General features: G+C 44.5%; 24 protein-coding genes and 1 pseudogene. 17 read left to right on the top strand and 8 right to left on the bottom strand.

Features of this window, described 5'->3' with window-relative positions:
• The first annotated feature begins 2 nt into the window (after positions 1-2).
• From NZD81_RS08785 to NZD81_RS08755, 7 genes are read left to right on the top strand one after another with little or no spacing between them, the layout of a single operon-like run.
• Positions 3-2066, top strand: a complete 2064-nt coding sequence (locus NZD81_RS08785) for a terminase (RefSeq protein ID WP_289860133.1) — start codon at positions 3-5, stop codon at positions 2064-2066.
• An 11-nt stretch (positions 2067-2077) separates the two neighbouring features.
• On the top strand, positions 2078-2407 hold the full coding sequence (locus tag NZD81_RS08780) for an XkdW family protein (RefSeq protein ID WP_289860132.1): 330 nt from the start codon (positions 2078-2080) through the stop codon (positions 2405-2407).
• Positions 2404-2568, top strand: a complete 165-nt coding sequence (locus NZD81_RS08775; RefSeq protein ID WP_289860130.1) for an XkdX family protein — start codon at positions 2404-2406, stop codon at positions 2566-2568. Before NZD81_RS08780 ends, NZD81_RS08775 begins: the two co-directional genes overlap by 4 nt.
• A 44-nt stretch (positions 2569-2612) precedes the next feature.
• Positions 2613-3452, top strand: coding sequence for a phage-like element PBSX protein XepA (xepA, locus tag NZD81_RS08770; protein ID WP_289860128.1), 840 nt, complete (start codon positions 2613-2615; stop codon positions 3450-3452).
• A 52-nt stretch (positions 3453-3504) separates the two neighbouring features.
• Positions 3505-3774 (top strand): hemolysin XhlA family protein, encoded by a 270-nt coding sequence (locus NZD81_RS08765; protein ID WP_003232655.1) that lies wholly within the window; start codon positions 3505-3507, stop codon positions 3772-3774.
• Positions 3775-3786: 12 nt separating this feature from the next.
• On the top strand, positions 3787-4050 hold the full coding sequence (locus NZD81_RS08760) for a phage holin (RefSeq protein ID WP_003232653.1): 264 nt from the start codon (positions 3787-3789) through the stop codon (positions 4048-4050).
• Between the two features lie 12 nt (positions 4051-4062).
• Positions 4063-4956 carry an N-acetylmuramoyl-L-alanine amidase gene (locus NZD81_RS08755; protein WP_040083358.1) on the top strand — a complete coding sequence of 298 codons (894 nt, stop codon included), beginning with the start codon at positions 4063-4065 and terminating at the stop codon, positions 4954-4956.
• Between the two features lie 37 nt (positions 4957-4993).
• On the opposite strand, the gene spoIISC is transcribed toward NZD81_RS08755, so the two are convergent.
• The 6 genes from spoIISC to steT form a co-directional block, all read right to left on the bottom strand.
• Positions 4994-5131, bottom strand: a complete 138-nt coding sequence (gene spoIISC / locus NZD81_RS08750; RefSeq protein ID WP_136654612.1) for a three component toxin-antitoxin-antitoxin system antitoxin SpoIISC — start codon at positions 5129-5131, stop codon at positions 4994-4996.
• A gap of 85 nt (positions 5132-5216) precedes the next feature.
• Positions 5217-5387, bottom strand: a complete 171-nt coding sequence (gene spoIISB / locus NZD81_RS08745) for a three component toxin-antitoxin-antitoxin system antitoxin SpoIISB (protein ID WP_003239095.1) — start codon at positions 5385-5387, stop codon at positions 5217-5219.
• Positions 5387-6133 carry a toxin-antitoxin-antitoxin system toxin SpoIISA gene (gene spoIISA / locus NZD81_RS08740; protein WP_095431469.1) on the bottom strand — a complete coding sequence of 249 codons (747 nt, stop codon included), beginning with the start codon at positions 6131-6133 and terminating at the stop codon, positions 5387-5389. The genes spoIISB and spoIISA overlap by 1 nt, the downstream gene beginning before the upstream one ends.
• A gap of 109 nt (positions 6134-6242) precedes the next feature.
• Positions 6243-7244, bottom strand: coding sequence for an inorganic phosphate transporter (locus tag NZD81_RS08735; protein WP_014663667.1), 1002 nt, complete (start codon positions 7242-7244; stop codon positions 6243-6245).
• Positions 7245-7256: 12 nt separating this feature from the next.
• Entirely contained in the window at positions 7257-7874 is a 618-nt protein-coding gene (locus NZD81_RS08730) for a DUF47 domain-containing protein (RefSeq protein ID WP_003218470.1), read from the bottom strand.
• 276 nt (positions 7875-8150) lie between these two features.
• Positions 8151-9467, bottom strand: a complete 1317-nt coding sequence (gene steT / locus NZD81_RS08725) for a serine/threonine exchanger (RefSeq protein WP_014663668.1) — start codon at positions 9465-9467, stop codon at positions 8151-8153.
• A gap of 387 nt (positions 9468-9854) precedes the next feature.
• Here steT and NZD81_RS08720 point away from each other — a divergent pair, with 387 nt between their 5' ends.
• The 4 genes and pseudogenes from NZD81_RS08720 to NZD81_RS08705 all read left to right on the top strand — a co-directional run bounded on the left by NZD81_RS08720 (position 9855) and on the right by NZD81_RS08705 (position 14176).
• The gene (locus NZD81_RS08720; protein WP_134975631.1) at positions 9855-10805 is read left to right on the top strand and encodes a ring-cleaving dioxygenase; all 951 of its coding nucleotides are present in this window, start codon (positions 9855-9857) and stop codon (positions 10803-10805) included.
• An 84-nt stretch (positions 10806-10889) separates the two neighbouring features.
• Positions 10890-11035: pseudogene (locus tag NZD81_RS08715) on the top strand (hypothetical protein).
• Positions 11036-11042: 7 nt separating this feature from the next.
• Positions 11043-13193, top strand: a complete 2151-nt coding sequence (locus NZD81_RS08710; protein ID WP_134975630.1) for a glycosyltransferase family 39 protein — start codon at positions 11043-11045, stop codon at positions 13191-13193.
• Positions 13194-13204: 11 nt separating this feature from the next.
• Positions 13205-14176 carry a glycosyltransferase family 2 protein gene (locus NZD81_RS08705; RefSeq protein ID WP_095431466.1) on the top strand — a complete coding sequence of 324 codons (972 nt, stop codon included), beginning with the start codon at positions 13205-13207 and terminating at the stop codon, positions 14174-14176.
• Positions 14177-14358: 182 nt separating this feature from the next.
• Here the strand turns inward: NZD81_RS08705 and NZD81_RS08700 are convergent, their stop codons facing one another.
• A complete protein-coding gene (locus tag NZD81_RS08700) occupies positions 14359-14535 on the bottom strand; it encodes a hypothetical protein (RefSeq protein WP_052438167.1) in 177 nt (58 codons plus the stop codon).
• A gap of 159 nt (positions 14536-14694) precedes the next feature.
• Positions 14695-16065, bottom strand: a complete 1371-nt coding sequence (gene htrA / locus NZD81_RS08695) for a serine protease HtrA (RefSeq protein ID WP_040083352.1) — start codon at positions 16063-16065, stop codon at positions 14695-14697.
• A 165-nt stretch (positions 16066-16230) separates the two neighbouring features.
• Here htrA and proG point away from each other — a divergent pair, with 165 nt between their 5' ends.
• The 6 genes from proG (at position 16231) to dppE (ending at position 22576) form a co-directional block, all read left to right on the top strand.
• Complete coding sequence (proG, locus tag NZD81_RS08690) at positions 16231-17049, top strand: pyrroline-5-carboxylate reductase ProG (protein WP_289860102.1); 819 nt, start codon at positions 16231-16233, stop codon at positions 17047-17049.
• A 127-nt stretch (positions 17050-17176) separates the two neighbouring features.
• On the top strand, positions 17177-18001 hold the full coding sequence (gene dppA, locus NZD81_RS08685) for a D-aminopeptidase DppA (protein ID WP_040083350.1): 825 nt from the start codon (positions 17177-17179) through the stop codon (positions 17999-18001).
• Positions 18002-18017: 16 nt separating this feature from the next.
• Entirely contained in the window at positions 18018-18944 is a 927-nt protein-coding gene (gene dppB, locus NZD81_RS08680) for a dipeptide ABC transporter permease DppB (RefSeq protein WP_014663677.1), read from the top strand.
• 5 nt (positions 18945-18949) lie between these two features.
• Entirely contained in the window at positions 18950-19912 is a 963-nt protein-coding gene (dppC, locus tag NZD81_RS08675; RefSeq protein WP_014663678.1) for a dipeptide ABC transporter permease DppC, read from the top strand.
• Between the two features lie 4 nt (positions 19913-19916).
• On the top strand, positions 19917-20924 hold the full coding sequence (dppD, locus tag NZD81_RS08670) for a dipeptide ABC transporter ATP-binding subunit DppD (protein ID WP_289860099.1): 1008 nt from the start codon (positions 19917-19919) through the stop codon (positions 20922-20924).
• Between the two features lie 2 nt (positions 20925-20926).
• Positions 20927-22576 (top strand): dipeptide ABC transporter substrate-binding protein DppE, encoded by a 1650-nt coding sequence (dppE, locus tag NZD81_RS08665; RefSeq protein WP_282374339.1) that lies wholly within the window; start codon positions 20927-20929, stop codon positions 22574-22576.
• The last annotated feature ends 42 nt before the right edge of the window (positions 22577-22618 follow it).

Genomic DNA, 22618 nt, shown 5'->3' with positions numbered 1-22618 from the left:
ACATGGCATACGAAGAAAAAACAGACTGGCTTCCGGACGACCCCATCAACGAAGACGACGTCAACCGCTGGGAAAAAGGCATAAAAGACGCCCACACAGACCTGGCCGCCCACAAAAACGACATGAACAACCCCCACAACACAACAAAGGCGCAAATCGGGCTGGGGAATGTTGATAATGTACAGCAGGCGGCTAAGAAGGATTTTGACAAGCATGAGCAAGATCAGGTGCGGCATGTTACATCGACAGAGCGTGAAAACTGGAACGCAAAAGAAACACCAGGTGAAGCTCAAATTAAGGCAGATCAAGCCGAAGCCAACGCAAAAGCCTATACAGATAGTTTTGCTGCACGAAGAGATAATCCTAACCAAGTAACAAAAGCACAGGTTGGACTTGGGAATGTCGAAAATGTGAAACAAGCCTCACAAGCAGATTTTGATGCTCATTTAAGCAATTCTAAAGTTCATGTATCTGAAGAGGAAAGAAACAAATGGAATGCTGCCCAACTAATTAAACTTACTGGAGACGACGGTAAAAGAATACAACTCCAAGACGGTACAGATATTCTTACATTATCTTCTGGATTTTATTGTGCAGTTGGTCAGTCAGTTGTAAACAACCCGGTGGAAGGCGATGCAGCTTGGTATAACTACGATATTGTAGAAGGCGGTTCAGGAAGGAAAACAATAGTAGCTTACCAAAGTTGGGGAAGCATGATGTGGATTGGAATGGTTCACACTGATGGAGAATTTAGAGGATGGAAACAAATTGCAACAACAGATTTTATAGATAGAGTTCAATCAGAATTAGATCTTCATAAAAATGATAAAACTAATCCTCATTCAGTTACTAAACAACAAGTGGGTCTCGGAAATGTTGAGAATGTTAAGCAGGAGACACCTGATGGTGCGCAAAAAAAAGCTGATACTGCTTTAAACCAATCAAAAGATTATACTAACAGCACTGCCTTTATTACTAGACCATTAAATTCAATAACCGATGCAAATGATTTAAATCTTCCGCCTGGCACTTATCGTTTAGACACTAATTACATGAATGCAAATCCAGTTTTGCAAAATCAATTTCCGTTAAATGATAACAGAACAGGTTTATTAATTATCTACCCCTCTGCAAATAAATGGGCTACACGTCAAGATTGGTTTAGCATCTCTACGAAAACACTTTATACAAGGGTAGCAGTTAATGGTACTGATTATTCAGGATGGTATATATTAGAGAATTCAGAAGGTTCACAAAATAAAGCAGATAAAGCTTTAGCTGATGCTAAAAACTTTGTTGAAACAAATTATACAAATCAAAAGTTAACTGTTCTAACAGGATCAAATGCAATCCAAGATGCGAGAATAAGCGGGAATGATTACAAATACGGAATCACTTTTATGGACATAGGGGCCAATAACACCACAGGATACCCGCTCACTTATGGATTTGTAAAAAATGAAAAGCATAGTAATTATCGCTTTACTCAGTATTTCTATGGAAATGCAGACACAACTAGTGGAAGTTATGATCATGTAGGAACTTGGATCCGCCATTGGTGGGCAGATTCAGGCTGGACTGCGTGGCAAAAGATATCAGGATTTGCTCATGCTAATATTGGGACTACTGGGCGTCAAGCTCTGATTAAAGGAGAAAATAACAAAATTAAATATAACCGTATTATAAAAGATAGCCATAAATTGTTTGATACAAAAAACAATAGGTTTGTAGCCAGCCATGCAGGAATGCATCTAGTCAGTGCTAGTTTATATATAGAGAATACTGAACGATACTCCAATTTTGAATTATATGTTTATGTAAACGGCACAAAGTTTAAATTAATGAATCAATTTAGAATGCCTACCCCTTCCAATAACAGTGATAATGAGTTTAATGCAACTGTTACTGGATCTGTTACAGTTCCGCTTGATGCAGGAGATTATGTTGAAATTTATGTTTATGTTGGTTATTCCGGGGATATAACACGATATGTTACAGATTCGAATGGAGTTCTCAATTATTTTGATGTTCTGGAGCTTGGCGGAAGAAATTATCCGAGAGTTTAGGAGGTACCTTTATGATCTTATACGACGCAATCATGTACAAATACCCTGACGCTGTGCCGAGAAAGGATTTTGAGCTGAGGAATGACGGTAATGGTTCTTATATTGAAAAATGGAACCTGCGCGCGCCCATCCCAACGCAAAAAGAACTCGAATCCTGGTGGGAGGAGCTGCAAAAAAACCCGCCGTACGATCCGCCCGATCAGGTGGAGCTCCTCGCTCAGGAGTTGTCGCAGGAGAAGCTGGCGCGCAAGCAGCTTGAAGAGTTGAACAAAACGTTGGGAAGCGAGCTGGCAGATATAAAGCTTTCCATACTTTCTTTGAAAGGAGATCATGCTGAATGAATTATTGGGTGCTTGCCCTCTATTATGAGTGGGCGACAACGGATATGGTGAAACAGGCCTTAGCATATGAAGACTGTTCTATTGAGGATCTTGCAGAAGGTGTGAACAAAAAGCTGGTCACAGCTGATCAGTATAAAGAAATTACCGGTAAAGCCATGTAAAGGCTTTTTTATTTTGCCTTTTTTTAAATCAAAGGAGGATGAAAATGGTGAAGTATCAATATGAATTTCCTCTCGATAAGACTGGAAAAGCCGGAGCTGTAAAGCCCTATCGAGGAGGAAAAAATGATTTTGTGACACCTGTTTCGAATTTGTCGGGTGCAGCGGAGATTTTAACAAATGCTTCCTTAAAGGCAACTGAGGCATACAGTCAGCTCGGGCAGGACAGGCTTGGCGCAGTTCTGATTTCGAAAGTGAAGGGCTGGGCGTATGCAGATCGTGAAGGTACGCTCTTTATAGAAGAAAGTGACAACAACAATGTTTGGATGACGACAGCATCCGTTAATGTCGCAGCAGGTGTCCTGACAGCGACGGACTGGGTATACCTTTCTAAACGCTATTACCGCTTCCGCTATGTGAACGGGAATCTTCAACAATCAGAGTTTATCTTATACCAATCAGTCGGTGCGGGAGAAATGGATGTGCGTGTCAGTGGAAAAGCGCCTTTGCAGATTGACTTTCAGGAGAATCAAATACACGATGGACGGTTGAAAGTGGAGGCCCGCAAAACATTTGACTTTGTCTTTCATGAAAATGCAGAGTCCGCCGGCGAGGGTGCTGCTTTACCTGTTGACGGTGCCGGGCATTTACTCGTTGAAGTATACGGCACAGCGGAAATGAGCGAAGTCAAATTTTTGGGAAAATCGGTGTCAGGACAGAAACTACCGATCAGAGGCGTGAAAACTGATGATGCCAGCTCTGCATTGAGTACATTAGGAAAAGCTGAGGCGTGGGCCTTTGATATTAAAGGGTTTAAGGAGATCATCATGGAGATCGTCAGTGTCACCGGCGGTACTCTTTCGGTAAAAGGGACCGCTGTTTCATAACAGTTTTGGCCCTCGGAAGGGAGGTGATCTGCATGTGAAGGAGGAGTAAGTAATGCAGCAAGAGGCAGATGTGAATGTGTTTCAGCAGGATTTAGCAGACATGAAAGGCGAGCACAAAGCGCTTGAGCAGAGGGTTTCCGCATTAGAACGCGTGTCTGACCGTCAAGACCAGCAAATCATGACGCTGAACGAAAAATTAAACAAAATTGAAGAAAACACAACGTGGATCAAACGCACCATCACAGGTGCCATCATTACAGCAGTTTCTACAGGCATCATTGGCGGAGCCATCGCCATTATGTACAGCCTGCTGCAGCATTAAAGGGGGATTTTTATGAACACGTTTGACAAAGGCACGGTCATCAGGACGGTGCTTCTTTTAATTGCTTTAATCAACCAGACCATGTTGATGCTCGGCAAATCACCATTGGACATTCAGGAGGAGCAGGTCAATCAGCTCGCTGACGCTCTTTATTCAGCCGGTTCCATTGCCTTTACAATTGGAACGACACTTGCCGCTTGGTTTAAAAACAACTATGTAACAGAAAAAGGGAAAAAGCAGCGCGACTTGTTAAGAGACAATAATCTGACAAAATAAGGAGAGATGAAAATGGTTAACATTATCCAAGACTTTATTCCGGTTGGCGCAAATAACCGTCCAGGCTACGCAATGACGCCGCTTTACATTACGGTGCACAATACAGCGAATACTGCAGTAGGGGCGGATGCTGCGGCCCATGCCCGCTATTTGAAAAATCCTGATACGACGACAAGCTGGCATTTTACAGTTGATGATACAGAAATTTATCAGCATCTGCCTTTGAATGAAAACGGCTGGCATGCGGGAGACGGAAATGGCAGCGGCAACCGGGCTTCTATCGGTATTGAAATTTGCGAAAATGCTGATGGAGATTTTGCAAAAGCAACAGCAAATGCCCAGTGGCTCATCAAAACATTAATGGCTGAACATAATATCAGTCTTGCCAATGTCGTCCCTCATAAGTATTGGTCAGGGAAGGAATGTCCGCGAAAATTGTTAGATACGTGGGATTCGTTCAAAGCAGGAATTGGGGGAGGCGGCAGCCAAACTTACGTCGTGAAACAAGGTGACACACTCACATCGATAGCGAGAGCATTCGGTGTTACGGTTGCTCAGCTGCAAGAGTGGAACAATATCGAAGACCCGAATCTTATTCAGGTTGGTCAAGTATTAATTGTAAGTGCGCCATCGTCCGCTGAAGAACCAGAGCTCTATCCGCTCCCTGATGGTATCATTCAATTGACAACACCTTATACCTCAGGAGAACACGTCTTTCAGGTGCAACGAGCACTTGCGGCTCTGTATTTTTACCCTGATAAAGGCGCTGTCAACAACGGAATTGACGGCATTTACAGCCCGAAAACAGCTGACGCAGTAGCACGTTTTCAGTCTGTTAACGGTCTGACTGCTGACGGTATTTACGGACCTGCGACGAAAGCCAAGATCGCAGCGCAATTAAGCTGATCACAGACCATAAAAATCCCGGAGCTGGTTCCGGGATTTATTTTTTCTTCTTTAACTTTTTTAAAATTCCTGCACTGCGCTCCCTCACCCGAAGCGAGTACCCGGAAAGCCCAAACTTACCGTAATCAACAAACTTCACACGCCTCACCAATTTTTTCACTGTATCACCTGACATTATCCTCTGTTTGTATTTATTATATGTAACCCATTAAGAAAAGGAATAAGGACAAGAGCTGTTTTCTCTTGTCCTTTTAGTGTGATCATGCTTTTTTTCGTTTATACTCGTCAATCAGCCGTTCGTTTTCTTTGAAGATTCTCGCTGTGTGCGGACTGACTTGATAGCTTGCGACACTGGTGGTTGAACGTTTTTTCAGGATTTTAAACGGTTTGGCCGCTCTGGGCTCGCATCCGTTTTGAAACGCACGTTCCATTATCCTTCACCTTCCTCCTCAATTGGCAGCACCAAATCATATATGCTTGTTAATGACGTAAATAGCAAATAATCGAATTCCGTGACAATGCTGTCAGACGTCAGCTTGATGACATAGTTCTTTGTCTCGATGGTAAAAGGGATGAGAACCATTTTTCCGTATTGGTCGTAATAAACATCCTTTCGATCGAGCCGTGTTTGTACATCTGCCGGATCATCCATATGCTCGGTTAACCGGTCTTTATCAGCCTGTGTCGAATATTGGCAAAGAGAAGCCGTTAAGTTCATTTTATCAGCATAGGTTTTCAGCAGCTTATCAATGCCTTCAGCATAAGCATCTATACTTCCATAATAAACATGGATCGGTTCGTTTTTCAATAGGTATTGGTATGTTTTCAGCCGATTGAGATACATGTGGAGCATTTCGTTGTTTTCTTCAAGAATTTCTCTTGTGTCTGTTTCAAGCTCGCTGCCAGCCAGTTTTTTGACGTATGCACTTAAGAAGATGAAAGCATCAATCAAAGCAAAGCTGACTGCGACAATGAGATACCGATCCCAGTGGGTAAATAGGGAAGTGGGCTCATATGTCCAGTATACCATAGCGCCCAGAACAAACAGCAAATACCATGTTTTCCGGATGGCGGACATTTTTTCTTTGACCTTCGCTTCGAAACGCCACGTGGCATACACGTATAACCCCAGTCCAGCCACAATGCACCAGACCATGATCTGAAAGAATAAAACCATACTCGACTCCCTCACATCTGAAATAGGTTCTGCTTATTGTATTCGAGAGATCCGGATGGTTTTCCTCTTCCATCAAAAAAACCGCTCCTTTGACAGAAGCGGTGTGACATTAAAAAATCATATTTAAAATAAAGTAGGCGATGGCACCAAGTGTCGCTGAAATCGGAAGCGTAATGACCCATGTAATGAGCATTCGCTTGGCCGTACCCCAGTTTACGCCTTTTACCCGGTGTGACGCACCGACGCCAAGAATTGATGAAGAAATGACGTGGGTTGTACTGACCGGCAAATGAATAAATGTAGCGCCGAAAATAATGGCTGCCCCGGTTAAGTCAGCGGAAACCCCGTTTACCGGGCGAATTTTCATAATCTTTCCGCCAACGGTTTTGATGATTTTCCAGCCGCCGATTGATGTTCCTAGACCCATGGCTGTCGCGCAGGCGAATTGCACCCAGGTAGGAATATCGTTAGAAGAAGTATGTAAATTCGCTGTGATGAGAGCCATTGTGATAATTCCCATTGCTTTTTGCGCATCGTTTGTTCCGTGCGTATACGATTGCAGGGCAGCTGTTACAATCTGCACTCTGCGGAATTGCTTGTTTGTTTTCGCCAAATTGCTGTCTTTGAAAATCAGCTTGACGATACTGTATAAAATAAAACCAAGGACAAAAGCGATAATCGGTGAAAAGATCAATGCTTCAATGATTTTAATGAAGCCTTTATAATTTAACGCAGTAAATCCGGCTGCCGCAACGGCTGCTCCGGCAATAGCTCCAATGATGGCATGGGACGAGCTGCTTGGGATGCCGTAGTACCATGTGATAAGGTTCCAGGCAATCGCAGCGACTAGCGCGGCCAGAATTACGACAGAGCCATTTTCCAGAGTATAAGGATCTACAATGTCTTTCGTAATGGTTTTGGCAACACCTGTAAATGTCATTGCTCCGATAAAATTCATTACAGCCGCCATGATAATGGCATGGCGCGGTTTCAGCGCTTTTGTTGATACCGAAGTCGCAATAGCGTTCGCCGTATCATGAAACCCATTGATGAAATCAAACGCCAGAGCACAAATGACTATTAGTATTGTTAATATGAATAGAATATCCATTTTTACCCCTCGTTACGCGTTTTTCATAATGATGGTTTCAAGATTATTGGCAACACTTTGGCAAGAGTCGGCAATTTCTTCAAGCGTTTCATAAATTTCACGATATTGAATAACTTTAATCGGATCTGTTTCATTTCCGAAAAGATTCTTTAATGATTTTCTGTGCAGGTTGTCACAGCTGTGCTCATACTCTTTAATTTTGATAGCGTGAGGCTGAATATCCTTTAACCGGTTTTCTGCCAGCAGTTCAATTGTAATTAAAATTTCTTTCGCACATTCTCTGATGTATCCGCTGAATTTATCGATATGCTCGTCAGATGAGGTAATTGAGAAAATCTCCATCATGGCAGAGAAATGTTCGATTCCGTCAAGCACATCATCCAGGCTGTTTGTCAGCTGAAGGATATCTTCGCGTTCAATAGGAGTGATGAACGCTTTGTTAAGCTCTTTAATCATGACATGAACATGATTGTCACCTTTTGTTTCATATTCCTTTAACGTATCTGCGAATTCTTTAAGCGTCGTTTGGTTTGTGACCTTAAAATTCACAAAATATTCGGCAGTTTCGTCTATGTTCTTTGCAATTTCTGTTAAAAGGAGTGAGAACTTATCTTTTTTTCTTCTTATCATTAAAAACCCTCCATAGTTTGAATGAGACAATGCACACATCAAATTATTATATAGCCTTTTGTCGAAAAAAAACAGGTAAAGTCGAAAAAAACACGGCTTGACTTTTTCTGCAAATCATGTCCCCTTATTTTGACCTACTTCGATTCAAAAAACCGACCCAAGTTTGCAAAATCTTTCTGCTTAACGTAAAAAGTATATCAAAAGTTGTGTTTTTCCTGTCAACTTTTATCTTCTGTTTCACCAAAAAACGGTTCCCTAAACAAGGGAACCGTTTTATCAGCTTGCTTTTCGTTTTTTCATCCAGTAATAAACAGGCAGTCCGGCAAGGCCGATGAGGATGGATAATCCGCAGCTCATTGTATCTGTAATGAGTGTGCTGCCTAATACAAAGAAGGAGCCTGCGATGGCCAAAATCGGCATGAATGGATAAAGCGGAACACTGTAAGCGCGCTTTTCTCCCTTTGTTCGCTTGCGGAGAATAAACACCGCAAAAAAGGCCATCACATAAAAAATGTAGATCATAAAAATAGAGATTTCAGAGAGCTTATCCGGGTTGCTGATCAGCATCATAATCAAAGCCAAAGCAATCTGGAAGGAAATCGCGATCCATGGTGTGCGGAATGTCGGGTGTACATGTGAAAGCTTATCAGCAAATGGAAGCTGTTTGCGTTCTGCCATTGCAAATGAAACACGCGGAAAAGAAAGTACTTTTCCATTTAAACATCCAAAGATGCTGACGATAATTCCGACACTGATCAGCTTTCCGCCAATTGAACCGAACAGCATGGTGGCAGCAGTGCTTGTCGCATTTTCGCCAAGTGTGACAATTTCGTTCGCAGACAGGATGTGAAGCAATGCAAAGTTAATGAAAATATAGATGGCTGTTACGATTAATAATCCGCCTGTCATTGCGCGTGGCAGCAGCTTTTCGGGATTTTTCATTTCTCCGCCTAGAGCGGCCAGAAGAATCCATCCGTCGTACGCAAATAGTGTAGCCAAAATGGCCGCTCCGAAGTTCATATCGGAAATACTTTCGTTTACTGCTGTGAAGATGTGCTGATCACCTTTCCAAAGGCCGAAGATGATGATGCATGCAATCGGAATCAGTTTACCGATCGTTGTCAGCGTTTGGACAAAGCCGCCGTATTTTGTACCGATTATATTAATGACGCATAAAAAGAGAACTGCTATAATTCCGATTGCTTTTGACAATCCAGATCCCCAGCCGAAAAGATTCGCCATTAAAGAGCCAAAATATAAGCCCAGCGCGGCTATAATCGCCGGACCGTAAATGATAATCTGCACCCAGCCGCACAAAAATCCCCAAAATTCGCCATACACTTCTTCAAGGTACGTATAAAGCCCGCCGGTTTTTGGAATCTGCGTTCCGATTTCCGCGATTGTCAAACCGCCTGCCAACGTTAAAATCCCGCCTAACAGCCAGGCGAAAAGCGCGGTTTTTGAATCACCTGAATAAGCAAGCACAGCGCCGGGCTTCATAAAAACACCAGAGCCGATAATGGTTCCGATGACAAGAGTAAGGGCAAACAAGAGGCCTATCTCTTTTTTCAAACCGTTGTCTTCAGTATGCATGTCCGTAACCTCCTATGGTGTTGAAGCTTCATGATGAAGAATCTTTTTTTTCATATTGTAAACCCTATTTTAGAAAAGTGAAATAAAATAAATTTTCTGATTTTCGATATTTGCTTTTCTTGCAGTTGAAAAAACGGTGGAAACGCCTCGTTTAACAATCTATAAACGAATGAATCGCATTATTTCTTTTTGTAAAGTTCGTGTTTTCTGCTGAGGAATTTTAGACGGGTCAGAGGAGAGGCAGAAGTCAGAAAATGAACGAACCGTCGGTGAAGCTGATATGTTGACTTTCCCTTGCGAATAAAATACCTTGTTATTAGAACAATAAATAGATAACTATGATATGATATCTCGAAATCGAGATAAAATGACCTGGAGGGACAGCATATGAAAGTCAACGGCATTCACCATGTATCGGCATTAACGGCCGACGCACAAAAAAACTTGGATTTCTATAAGAAAGTATTAGGATTAAAGCTCGTCAAAAAATCCGTCAACCAGGATGAACCAACAATGTATCATCTGTTCTACGGAGATGAAGTGGCAAATCCGGGAACTGAGCTGACGTTTTTCGAGATTCCCCGCATTGCACCATTTCATGCGGGAACAAACAGTATTTCTTCTATTGGGTTGCGCGTCCCAAGTACAGAAGCTCTGCATTACTGGAAAGAACGTTTTGAAGAGCACGAAGTGGCGCACAGCGGCATCTCAAAAAGAGCCGGACGTGACATATTGGCATTCCAAGATCATGAAGGGCAGCGGCTTGTGCTGACTGCTGATGAGAAAGGAAAAGGATATGGCCTGCCTGTTAAACAGAGCGGCATTCCGGAAGAATTTTCGTTTCGCGGATTAGGGCCGGTTGAACTGACTGTGCCATATGCCGAACCAACCTTACACGTGCTGACGAATATTCTTGGATTTACAGAAATCAGCCGTGAACCAGTTGGAGGACAAGGAACCGCTGTTATTTTGGAATCAGGTGAAGGCGGTGCGGCAACGGAAATCCATTTAATAGAAAGAAACGATCTTCCGCGCGAGCGCCAAGGTAAAGGAAGTGTTCACCACGTCGCATTTCGGGTAAGAGATGAAGAAGAACTTGCCGGGTGGCATCAGATCATCAGCCGGGAAGGCTTTAGCAATTCTGGCATTGTTGAGCGCTACTATTTCAAGGCGCTGTATTTCAGAGAACCGAACGGCATTTTGTTCGAATTATCAACAGACGGACCGGGCTTTATGGTAGATGAAAATCTTGATGAGCTTGGCCAAACGATCGCTCTTCCGCCATATCTTGAGCATCGAAGAGCTGAAATTGAAGCGAAATTGAAACCGATCCAATAAATTGTGATTCATTTGCCTTCCGGCGCCGCCGGAGGGCTTTTTTATTTTGGTAAAACAGCATCACCCATTGGAATGAAATATCAGATTACGGTTGGGAGAAATGGCTTGAGATCAGCTGTATCTAGGATGATTGGCATGAAATGGCCTCGGCAAAAATATTGTCTTTGTTTATTAATAGTTTATTCATATTTGCTTGTTACACTATTTCCAAGTTAGACAAAAAGGAGTGAAAAACACGTGGAAAAGAAAAAACGCGAGCTGGATATCGTCCTCATCCTCATTTTGCTCGCATCTGCATTCTTAAATATCTATAACATCTGGAATGATGATACGGTGAATCCTTATTACACCGCTGCAGTCACAAGTATGATGCAAAGCTTTCATAATTTTTTCTATGCCTCATTCGACGCGGCGGGGTTTATAACGGTTGATAAACCGCCTATTACGTTCCAGATACAAACCATCAGCGCACTTATATTCGGTATGCACGGGTGGAGCGTCATCCTGCCTCAGGCACTTGCTGGTGTAGGTTCTGTCCTTTTAATGTATCTGTTAATAAAACCGACATTCGGTAAGACGGCAGCAAGAATTGCCTCTTTCATCATGGCATGTACACCGATTGCTGTAGCTGTAGCACGTACAAACAATGTTGATGCATTACTGGTATTTTTCTTATTGCTTGCTACATGGCTTCTCTTTAAAGCAATCAGAAAAGGAAAGCTGATCTGGCTGTTAGCAGCGTTTTTCGTTGTTGGAGTAGGTTTCAATACAAAAATGCTGCAGGCTTACATGATTTTACCGGCTTTCTTATTATTCTATTTGATTGCGGCAAACGCTACGATGAAGAAAAAAATCATTTCGCTGGTAAGTGCGTTAGCCGTATTAGCAGCCGTTTCGTTATCGTGGCCGCTCATTGTTGACAATATCCCTGCAAGCAAGCGGCCTTATATCGGAAGCAGCCAAACCAACTCTGTGCTGGAATTGGCTTTTGGTTATAACGGAATCCAGCGGCTGACAGGCCAAAATTCCGGCAGCGGCCAGGGTGCGCCAAACAAAGACGCTTCAAAAGAAATGTCTTCTTCTGATAACACTCAAGCACCGCCTAATCAGTCATCAAGTGATGACAAATCCTCAAATGGAAATATGACGGCTCCTCCATCCAATGGCCAAATGCCAAGCGGAGGAGAAATGCCAAACGGCGGTCAAGGAGGCCCTCCAAGCGGCGGAGATGGCGGCCAAGGAGGACCTGGCGGAGACGGAGGGAAAGGCGGAACAGGAACCGGCTCAAAAATGCAATCAGGTTCAGGGATGTTTGGAACGGGAACACCTGGTCCACTGCGGCTTTTCCAAACAGAGTTATCTGATCAAATCAGCTGGCTTCTGCCATTTGCGATTTTTGGAATCGCAGGCTTACTGATCGCTGGCGCGAGAGAAAGAAGAAGATTATCTATAGAGCAGAAGGAAACGGTGTTCTGGGTAGCGTGGCTTGTACCGATTGCCGGATTCTTCAGTGTCGCAGAATTTTTCCATCATTATTATCTCATCATGCTGGCACCGCCGATTGCGGCTCTTGTCGGTGCGGGGTGGGTTGCCCTTGTTCATCTGTACCGCAATCAGACAGGCTGGAAATCATGGCTTCTGCCAGGCGCAATCATTGCGACAACTGGATTTGAATTGTTTATTCTCAGAAACTACAACGATCAAATCGGTGTTGGATGGAGTATCGGGGTAGGGGTTATCGGCGTGTTGTCAGCGATTGCTTTGCTGCTGTTCAAACAGCGCCAAAAACCGATCAGTTATTATACTTCGCTTGCAGCTCTTCTCGCATTGCTGGTGATGCCGATATATTGGGCAAGCACACCGCTATTGTACGGTGGCAACAGTTCACTGCCTGAAACAGGCCCTCAGCTCGCATCAATGAGCGGAAAAGGCATGGGAATGTCTGATGCGACTGTAAATGAAAAACTGATCAAATATCTAGAGGAGAATAACGCCGGAGCTGAATACCTATTCGCCACAACCGATTCGAACACAGCGGCGCCATATATCATTAAAACGAAAAAAGCTGTCATGGCTATTGGCGGATACAGCGGTTCTGACCCGGCGATCACGCTGACTCAATTTAAAAAGCTCGTAAAAGAAGGAAAAGTGAAATACTTCTTGGCTTCAGGAATGGGGAAAGGCGGAAACAATGACATTGTCGAATGGGTTGAGAAAAATGGAAAAGAAGTAGCATCAGAAAAATGGCAATCAAGTTCTGATCAAGAAGATACTGCAGCTGATACATCAAGCAACAGCAAGGCTTCAGGCCAAACCGGCAAAATGGGCGGCGGACCTGGCGGAATGAACCAGTCAGCAACGTTATACGAACTAAATGCTGATGAATAGGAGGAAAAAACATGAGCAGACATATTCAATATTCAATTGTTGTACCTGTGTATAACGAAGAGCTTGTCATTCATGAAACCTATCAGCGCTTAAAAGAGGTCATGGATCAAACGAAGGAAAACTACGAGCTGCTTTTCGTCAATGATGGCAGCAAAGATCGCAGTGTTGAGATTTTAAGAGAGTACAGCCTGATCGATCCGAGAGTAAAGATTATAGACTTTTCAAGGAATTTTGGGCACCAGATCGCGATTACAGCGGGTATGGATTATGCACAGGGGAATGCCATCGCCGTCATTGACGCCGATTTGCAGGACCCTCCTGAGTTAATTTTAGACATGATTGAAAAGTGGAAGGAAGGCTATGAGGTCGTATACGCCGTACGTACAAAACGAAAAGGGGAAACCTTTTTCAAAAAACAGACTGCAGCTATGTTTTACCGGCTTCTCAGCAGCATGACAGATATTGATATCCCGATTGATACCGGGGATTTCCGCCTCATGGACAGAAAAGTCTGTGATGAAATGAAAAAATTAAAGGAAAAAAACCCTTTTGTCCGAGGACTCGTCAGCTGGGTAGGCTTCAAACAAACGGCAGTTGAGTATGTACGTGATGAAAGGCTTGCTGGAGAAACGAAATACCCGCTTAAGAAAATGCTGAAGCTTTCAATGGACGGCATTACAACATTTTCACATAAACCGCTGAAGCTGGCAAGCTATGTCGGGGTCTTAATGTCAGGCGCAGGATTTCTGTATATGTTTATCGTACTGTATTTGAAGCTGTTCACAGACAGCACGATTACCGGCTGGTCATCACTTATTGTGATTCAGCTCCTGTTCAGCGGCATTGTCCTTCTGATTCTCGGCATGATCGGCGAATATATCGGCAGAATCTATGATGAAGCCAAAGACCGGCCGCTTTACATCGTACAGAAATCGTACGGGATTGAAAATAAAAGACTCTATAGAGACCAGCACATGTCATAACCTTAAAACCTCTGTTCTTAACGGACAGGGGTTTTTTATGTTCTGCCGATCAAAGTGAAAAATACGAATAGATATATGGAATAAGAGAAGGCGGAAGAGATTTCGGGCTTGCACTTCGGTTCACTCACGCTGAAAGAAAAACGGCAAAGCCTAACCGTTTTCGTCTTAGGCTTTGCCGCATGTCAGCTATTATATTGGGGGGCTTTTAAGAAACGCATGATCACTGCTGTACCAGTGACGTTTAATAGAATACTGGCACCCAGTACAACTCCCCATGCCAATGTCGATTCAGAGAGCAGAAAGCTCAGCAAAAGAAAAGCTAATCCTGCGCAGATCATACTCAATCCCGCGGTTTTCATGTTTATACCTCCTAGCAAACGATGTTTCTAGCATCTTGATGCGAACGATGTCAGTCTGTATGATATACGGATATCTCGCCAGAAAGTTTCATAGAGCAGTTAGGTCTTTGTCTATTAAAAAAGCCTCAGGCCGAATTTTGCGGCCTGAGGCTTTATCTCTTACGAAGTTTTCTCTTCTTTTTGATCGAGTTTAATTTTTTTCGTCATTTCTTTGCCGTTTCTGAGAATTTTCACTTCAACGGTATCACCGATTTTTGCGTCTTTATATAAGATATTGCGCAATTCACTGCCTGTATCGGTTTCTTTACCTTTTAGGCCGATGATAATATCCTCCGCTTTTAATCCAGCCTTTTCAGCAGGAGAGCCTGAAGCGACCTCACGGATGTAAACACCTTTATTCAGCTGGCTGCCGAACAGGCCGAGTGTGCCTTCTTGGTAGTTTTGCGGCACTTGTTCTAGATCAAGCATGCTGACACCGATATATGGACGTTCAATTTGCCCTTTCGACAGCAATTCTTCAGCAATCGGTTTTACGTCATTGCTTGGAATGGCAAATCCGATACCCTCAACATCATCCTCACTGATTTTCATACTGTTAATGCCGACAATTTTGCCGTCTGTATTTAACAAAGGGCCGCCGCTGTTACCTGGGTTAATTGCTGCGTCTGTCTGAATGACGTTAATGCTCGTTTCGCCGGCTGAAGTAGACATTGAAACCGTCCTGTCCACGCCGCTTACAATTCCTTGTGTTACCGTGCGGGACAGGTCTTTTCCAAGCGGGTCCCCAATCGCAATAACGGTATCGCCTGTTCTGAGATCAGATGAATTTCCGAAGTTTGCCACTTTTGTGACATGATCCTCACTGATTTGGAGGACAGCTAAATCAGTTAACGAGTCACTGCCTACCAGCTTTGCTGTCACTTCAGTGCCGTCATATAAAGATACCTTCAGTGAAGATGCTCCTTCTACGACGTGGTTATTTGTAATGATATAAGCCTTGCCATTCTCTTTTTTGAAAATGACACCAGACCCTGAACCGCTTTCTGTGTCTTCGCTGGAATCAGAGCTGGAACTGGATGAGCCAGAGCCGAACAAAGAGCTGTTTGATTGTGCCTGAAGATTTGTAATGCCGACTATTGCTGGTGAAAGGTCTTCTACCATATCTGAGATTTTAGAAGAGTCCTCGCTCTTGAATGCAGATGAGCTGCTTGAGCTTGATGAGCTTTTTTTAGATTCAGAGGACGTGCTTTTAGCAGTAACAGATTGCGTTTGCTGCTGGCTGGATGATTGTTTTGCAGTGTCCTGAGAATCATGGTCGCCAAGCGGTGTAAACGTGTAAATGCCAAGGGCGAGACTGCCGCCGATCACTCCGCCAAGCAACGGCCTGAACCATCCGAACCCTCGTTTTTTCTTCTCCTGATCATGAATGACATTGCGTGCTGAGTAGGAGGTGCTCTGATCGTTCTCTTTTGTTAAAAAGACCTCATTCTCATTACCTTCCGTTCTGTTTTCATCACGATAGTTATCCATTATGTTCACTCCGTTTCTCTATTTTCACATTACTATTTATGATAGGTTTATGACTTGAGTTTATCATAAACAAAAACTGTGGGATAAAAATGAAAAGATTATGGGAAATTGTGAAAAAGTGCGGAAAACGGTACACTTCTTATTGTATATGAAAGGACTGAGTCGATGGAACAGATTGGATTGATTGGCTATGGCAGCATGGCGGATATGATCGCCAGACAGCTGTTAAAGCATGGACAAATAAAAGAGAATGAACTATTTATTGAAACGAGAACGAAGGGGGAGCGGCTGCAGGTACTCATGTCAGATTACCCAAACGTATCGGCTGATTCGCTGGAGAATTGGGCAAATACATGCCAATTGATTTTGATATGCGTCCCGCCGCTCCATGTCATCGAAACAATGCGCCGTCTGCACCCGTATGTGAACAGAAATACTCACATCGTATCCATAGCTGCCGGTGTGCCGCTGCGTCTTTTGGAGGCGGAAACAGAAGCGGGTATCTCACGCGTTATTCCTGCCATTACGTCCGAAGCAGAAGCCGGCATCTCACTTGTCGTTCACAGTGAAGCACTGGCTGCGGAGAAGAAAGAGCATCTAAATGAATTGTTATCGGTTTTCAGCCGTGTACGAGAAATCAAAGAATCAAATGTTGATGCGGCCAGCAATTTAACGAGCTCGGCACCGGGATTCATAGCTGCAATCTTTGAAGAATTGGCACTGTCTGCCGTCAGAAACAGCAGCCTGTCCAAAGAAGAAGCCTTTGATTTTCTGATTCATTCACTATACGGAACTGGTAAGCTGCTGATCGAAAAAAATATGTCTTTCAAGGAAACGCTGGAACGTGTTGCAACGAAAGGCGGAATAACGGGAGAGGGAGCTGAGGTGATACGCGCCTCTGTGCCGGACGTTTTTGATCAAGTGTTTGAAAGAACGCTGAAAAAATATGAACTGCTTACAGAACAGACAGAAAAACAGACATGAATCCTTGCAAGAGGATTCTTTTTTATCACTGAATGGTCGAGATTTTCCCCAGTTATATTGCATTTTTCCTCTTTTTTTAATATAATTTGTTAGAATATTCATAATTTAGTAAAAAAGGAGGAGCTTTATGAAATTGTACCTGTCAGTAGATATGGAAGGTATTTCGGGTCTTCCGGACGATACCTTTGTGGATTCCGGCAAGCGTAATTATGAACGCGGGCGGCTCATTATGACTGAAGAAGCAAACTACTGTATTGCCGAAGCATTTAACAGCGGGTGTACCGAGGTGCTGGTCAATGACAGTCATTCGAAGATGAATAATCTGATGGTTGAAAAGCTTCACCCTGAAGCAGATTTGATTTCCGGTGACGTCAAACCATTTTCTATGGTTGAGGGACTGGATGATACGTTTACAGGCGCTTTGTTCCTTGGTTATCATGCGAGAGCCTCGACTCCCGGTGTCATGTCACACAGCATGATTTTCGGTGTCCGTCATTTTTACATAAACGATCGGCCTGTCGGTGAGCTTGGGCTAAATGCATACGTTGCCGGTTATTATGATGTCCCTGTATTAATGGTGGCCGGGGATGACCGGGCGGCTAAGGAAGCGGAAGAGCTCATTCCAAACGTGACGACAGCCGCGGTCAAACAAACGATTTCAAGATCTGCAGTGAAGTGCTTGTCGCCTGCGAAAGCCGGACGGCTGTTGACAGAAAAAACCGCATTTGCCCTGCAAAACAAGGACAAGGTCAAACCGCTTACACCGCCTGACAGGCCGGTTCTGAGCATTGAATTCGCCAATTACGGCCAGGCAGAATGGGCGAATCTGATGCCGGGAACGGAAATCAAAACGGGAACCACAACCGTTCAATTTCAGGCGAAGGACATGCTTGAAGCCTATCAGGCGATGCTTGTCATGACTGAGCTTGCGATGCGGACATCATTCTGCTAAAGGGGTGTTTTAGGCTTTGGCACGATACATGATAAAGCGTTTTTGGGCAATGGCAGCTACGATTTTGGTGATTACCACCCTGACTTTTGTTCTCATGAAGGTCATTCCCGGATCTCCTTTTAACGAGGAGAGAGGCACAAATGAAGCCGTTCAAAAAAATCTCGAAGCCTACTATCACTTAGACGATCCTCTCATTTTCCAATACATCATCTACCTAAAATCCATCATTACATTCGATTTTGGACCTTCAATAAAAAAACCATCCGACAGCGTAAATGACATGCTGGAACGCGGATTTCCCGTTTCCTTTGAGCTTGGAATGACGGCGATTGTCATTGCTGTGATTTCTGGGCTGGTACTGGGCGTAATCGCTGCGCTCCGCCGTAATGGCTTTTTGGACTACGCTGCGATGAGTCTTGCGGTACTTGGCATCTCCATCCCGAATTTTATTCTCGCAACATTGCTCATCCAGCAATTTGCAGTCAATCTCAAACTATTTCCTGCTGCCACATGGACGAGCCCGATTCATATGGTGCTTCCGACCGCAGCGCTTGCTGTAGGGCCAATGGCGATCATTGCCAGGCTGACACGGTCAAGCATGGTCGAAGTTCTGACTCAGGATTATATCCGCACAGCAAAAGCAAAAGGGCTTTCCCCGTTCAAAATTATTGTGAAACACGCACTCAGAAATGCACTCATGCCCGTCATTACCGTCCTGGGCACACTCGTCGCCAGCATCTTAACAGGAAGCTTTGTCATTGAAAAAATCTTTGCCATTCCGGGAATGGGAAAATATTTTGTGGAAAGCATTAATCAGCGGGACTATCCCGTGATTATGGGAACGACCGTTTTTTACAGCGTCATTCTGATCATCATGCTGTTTTTGGTCGACTTGGCCTACGGTCTCTTAGACCCGCGCATTAAACTGCATAAGAAAGGGTGAAGCGTGTGAATCTCCCTGTACAAACGGATGAACGCCAGCCAGAACAGCACATTCAGGTGCCGGATGAGTGGTTTGTCTCAAATCAGGAAAAAAATCGGGAAGCCGATTCGGTCAAGCGGCCGAGTTTGTCATACACGCAGGATGCCTGGAGGAGGCTGAAGAAAAATAAATTAGCGATGGCCGGACTCTTTATTCTATTATTTCTTTTTGTCATGGCAGTTATCGGGCCCTTTATATCGCCTCATAGTGTCGTACGCCAATCGCTGACCGAACAAAATCTTCCGCCCTCAGCCGATCATTGGTTCGGCACCGATGAACTCGGCCGGGATGTGTTTACCCGAACATGGTATGGCGCGAGAATTTCGTTATTTGTCGGCGTGATGGCAGCGCTGATTGATTTTGTGATCGGTGTCATTTACGGAGGCGTTGCCGGCTATAAAGGCGGCAGGATTGACAGCATTATGATGCGGATTATCGAAGTGCTGTACGGGCTGCCGTACCTGCTTGTTGTCATTTTGCTGATGGTGCTCATGGGGCCGGGACTGGGCACGATTATTGTGGCGCTGACTGTGACCGGATGGGTCGGCATGGCGAGAATTGTAAGAGGCCAGGTGCTTCAGATTAAAAATTATGAATATGTGCTCGCCTCGAAAACCTTTGGCGCGAAAACGTTTCGCATCATACGGAAGAATTTGCTGCCGAATACTATGGGAGCGATCATCGTACAAATGACATTAACCGTACCTGCCGCTATATTCGCAGAATCATTTTTAAGCTTTCTCGGCCTCGGCATACAGGCCCCGTTTGCAAGTTGGGGCGTGATGGCGAATGACGGCCTGCCTACGATTTTATCTGGGCATTGGTGGCGCCTGTTTTTTCCGGCCTTTTTCATATCTCTGACGATGTATGCGTTTAATGTGCTGGGGGACGGATTGCAGGATGCGCTTGACCCTAAGCTGAGGAGGTAGCTGTATGGAAAAAGTTCTGTCAGTCCAAAATCTGCACGTGTCTTTTACGACTTACGGCGGGACGGTTCAGGCGGTCAGAGGGGTGAGCTTTGATTTGTATAAAGGAGAAACCTTTGCGATCGTCGGCGAATCCGGCTGCGGCAAAAGCGTTACCTCCCAAAGCATCATGGGCCTGCTTCCGCCTTATTCGGCGAAGGTGACAGACGGCAGCATTCTATTTAAAAACAAAGACCTTTGCCGTCTCTCTGACAAAGAAATGAGAAGCATAAGGGGAGCCGACATTTCTATGATTTTTCAAGACCCGATGACGGCGTTAAACCCGACGCTGACTGTCGGCGACCAGCTGGGGGAAGCGCTATTGCGCCACAAAAAAATGGGCAAAAAAGCGGTGCGGAAAGAGGTGCTTTCCATGCTGTCATTGGTCGGTATTCCAGATCCCGAAGAGCGCCTAAAGCAATATCCCCATCAATTCAGCGGCGGCATGAGACAGCGGATTGTCATTGCGATGGCGCTGATTTGCGAGCCTGACATCTTAATTGCGGATGAACCGACCACCGCCCTGGATGTAACCATTCAGGCCCAGATTTTAGAGCTGTTTAAAGAGATTCAGAGAAAAACGAATGTGTCTGTCATTCTGATTACGCACGATTTAGGGGTTGTTGCCCAGGTAGCTGACAGAGTCGCAGTCATGTATGCCGGGAAAATGGCGGAAATCGGCACAAGAAAAGATATTTTTTATCAGCCGCAGCACCCATATACAAAAGGCTTGCTGGGCTCTGTCCCGCGGCTGGATTTAGATGGCGCTGAGCTGACTCCGATTGACGGAACGCCGCCGGATTTATTTTCGCCTCCGCCGGGCTGCCCGTTTGCCGCCCGCTGTCCGAACAGGATGGTTGTGTGTGACAGGGTATACCCGGCCCAGACGATCAGATCTGACTCGCATACTGTCAACTGCTGGCTGCAGGATCAACGAGCAGAGCATGCTGTGCTGTCAGGAGATGCGAAGGGTTGAACATGAAAAGGGGGAAGAGGATGAAACGAGTGAAAAAGCTATCGGGTATGGGCCTTGCATTAGGACTTTCGTTTGCGCTGATGGGATGCACAGCAAATGAACAGGCCGGAAAAGAAGGCAGTCATGATAAGGCAAAAACCAGCGGAGAAAAGGTGCTTTATTTAAACAACGAAAATGAACCGACTTCATTTGATCCGCCGATCGGTTTCAATAATGTGTCATGGCAGCCGTTAAATAACATCTTGGAGGGGCTGACGCGTCTTGGCAAAGAGAATGAGCCCGAGCCGGCAATGGCGGAGAAGTGGTCTGTATCAAAAGATAAAAAAACCTACACGTTTACGATTCGAGAAAATGCGAAATGGACAAACGGAGATCCGGTAACAGCCGGAGACTTCGAATACGCGTGGAAGCGGATGCTTGATCCGAAAAAAGGCGCTTCATCGGCATTCCTAGGCTATCTTATTGAAGGCGGCGAAGCGTATAACAGCGGGAAAGGGAAAAAAGACGATGTGAAGGTGACGGCAAAGGATGATCGAACCCTTGAAGTTACGCTGGAAGCACCGCAAAAATATTTTCTCAGCGTCGTCTCCAATCCAGCGTATTTTCCAGTAAACGAAAAGGTCGATAAAGACAATCCAAAGTGGTTCGCTGAGGCGGATACTTTTGTTGGGAACGGTCCGTTTAAGCTGACGGAATGGAAGCATGATGACAGCATCACTATGGAGAAAAGCGACACGTATTGGGATAAGGATACCGTAAAGCTTGATAAGGTGAAATGGGCGATGGTCAGTGACAGAAATACAGATTATCAGATGTTTCAATCAGGCGAACTTGATACTGCTTATGTCCCTGCAGAGTTAAGCGACCAGCTGATGGATCAGGATAACGTCAATATTGTTGACCAGGCGGGTCTCTATTTCTATCGGTTTAATGTGAACATGGAGCCATTTCAAAATGAAAACATCAGAAAAGCCTTTGCGATGGCTGTGGATCAAGACGAAATTGTAAAGTACGTCACGAAAAATAATGAAAAACCGGCGCGCGCCTTTGTATCGCCTGGATTTACGCAGCCCGACGGCAAAGATTTCCGTGAAGCGGGCGGAGACCTGATCACGCCTAACGAAAGCAAAGCGAAGCAGCTGCTCGAAAAGGGGATGAAGGAAGAAAACTATAATAAGCTTCCTGCGATCACGCTTACTTACAGCACAAAGCCGGAGCATAAAAAGATTGCCGAGGCTGTCCAGCAAAAAATAAAAAATACCCTTGGAGTCGATGTAAAGCTGGCCAATATGGAATGGAACGTATTTTTAGAGGATCAAAAAGCATTGAAATTCCAATTCTCTCAAAGCTCATTTTTACCAGATTATGCGGACCCTATCAGTTTTCTGGAAGCCTTCCAAGCGGGAAATTCGATGAACCGCACAGGATGGGCCAATAAAGAATACGATCAGCTGATCCAAAAGGCGAAAAATGAAGCCGATGAAAACAAACGTTTCTCTCTTATGCATCAAGCTGAAAAGCTGCTCATCAATGAAGCGCCGATCATTCCAATTTATTTTTATAATCAGGTTCACCTGCAAAATGAACAAGTAAAGGGAATTGTCCGTCACCCTGTCGGCTATATCGATTTAAAATGGGCAGATAAAAACTGATGGCGGTGATTGAGGAAATACTGCTTCTTTATGCGAAGGAGC

The organism is Bacillus sp. B.PNR1 (assembly GCF_030386235.1).
Taxonomy (GTDB): Bacteria; Bacillota; Bacilli; order Bacillales; family Bacillaceae; genus Bacillus; species Bacillus stercoris.
The sequence above is the reverse complement of the archived record's forward strand: the minus strand, read 5'-3'. Positions and strand labels throughout refer to the sequence as shown.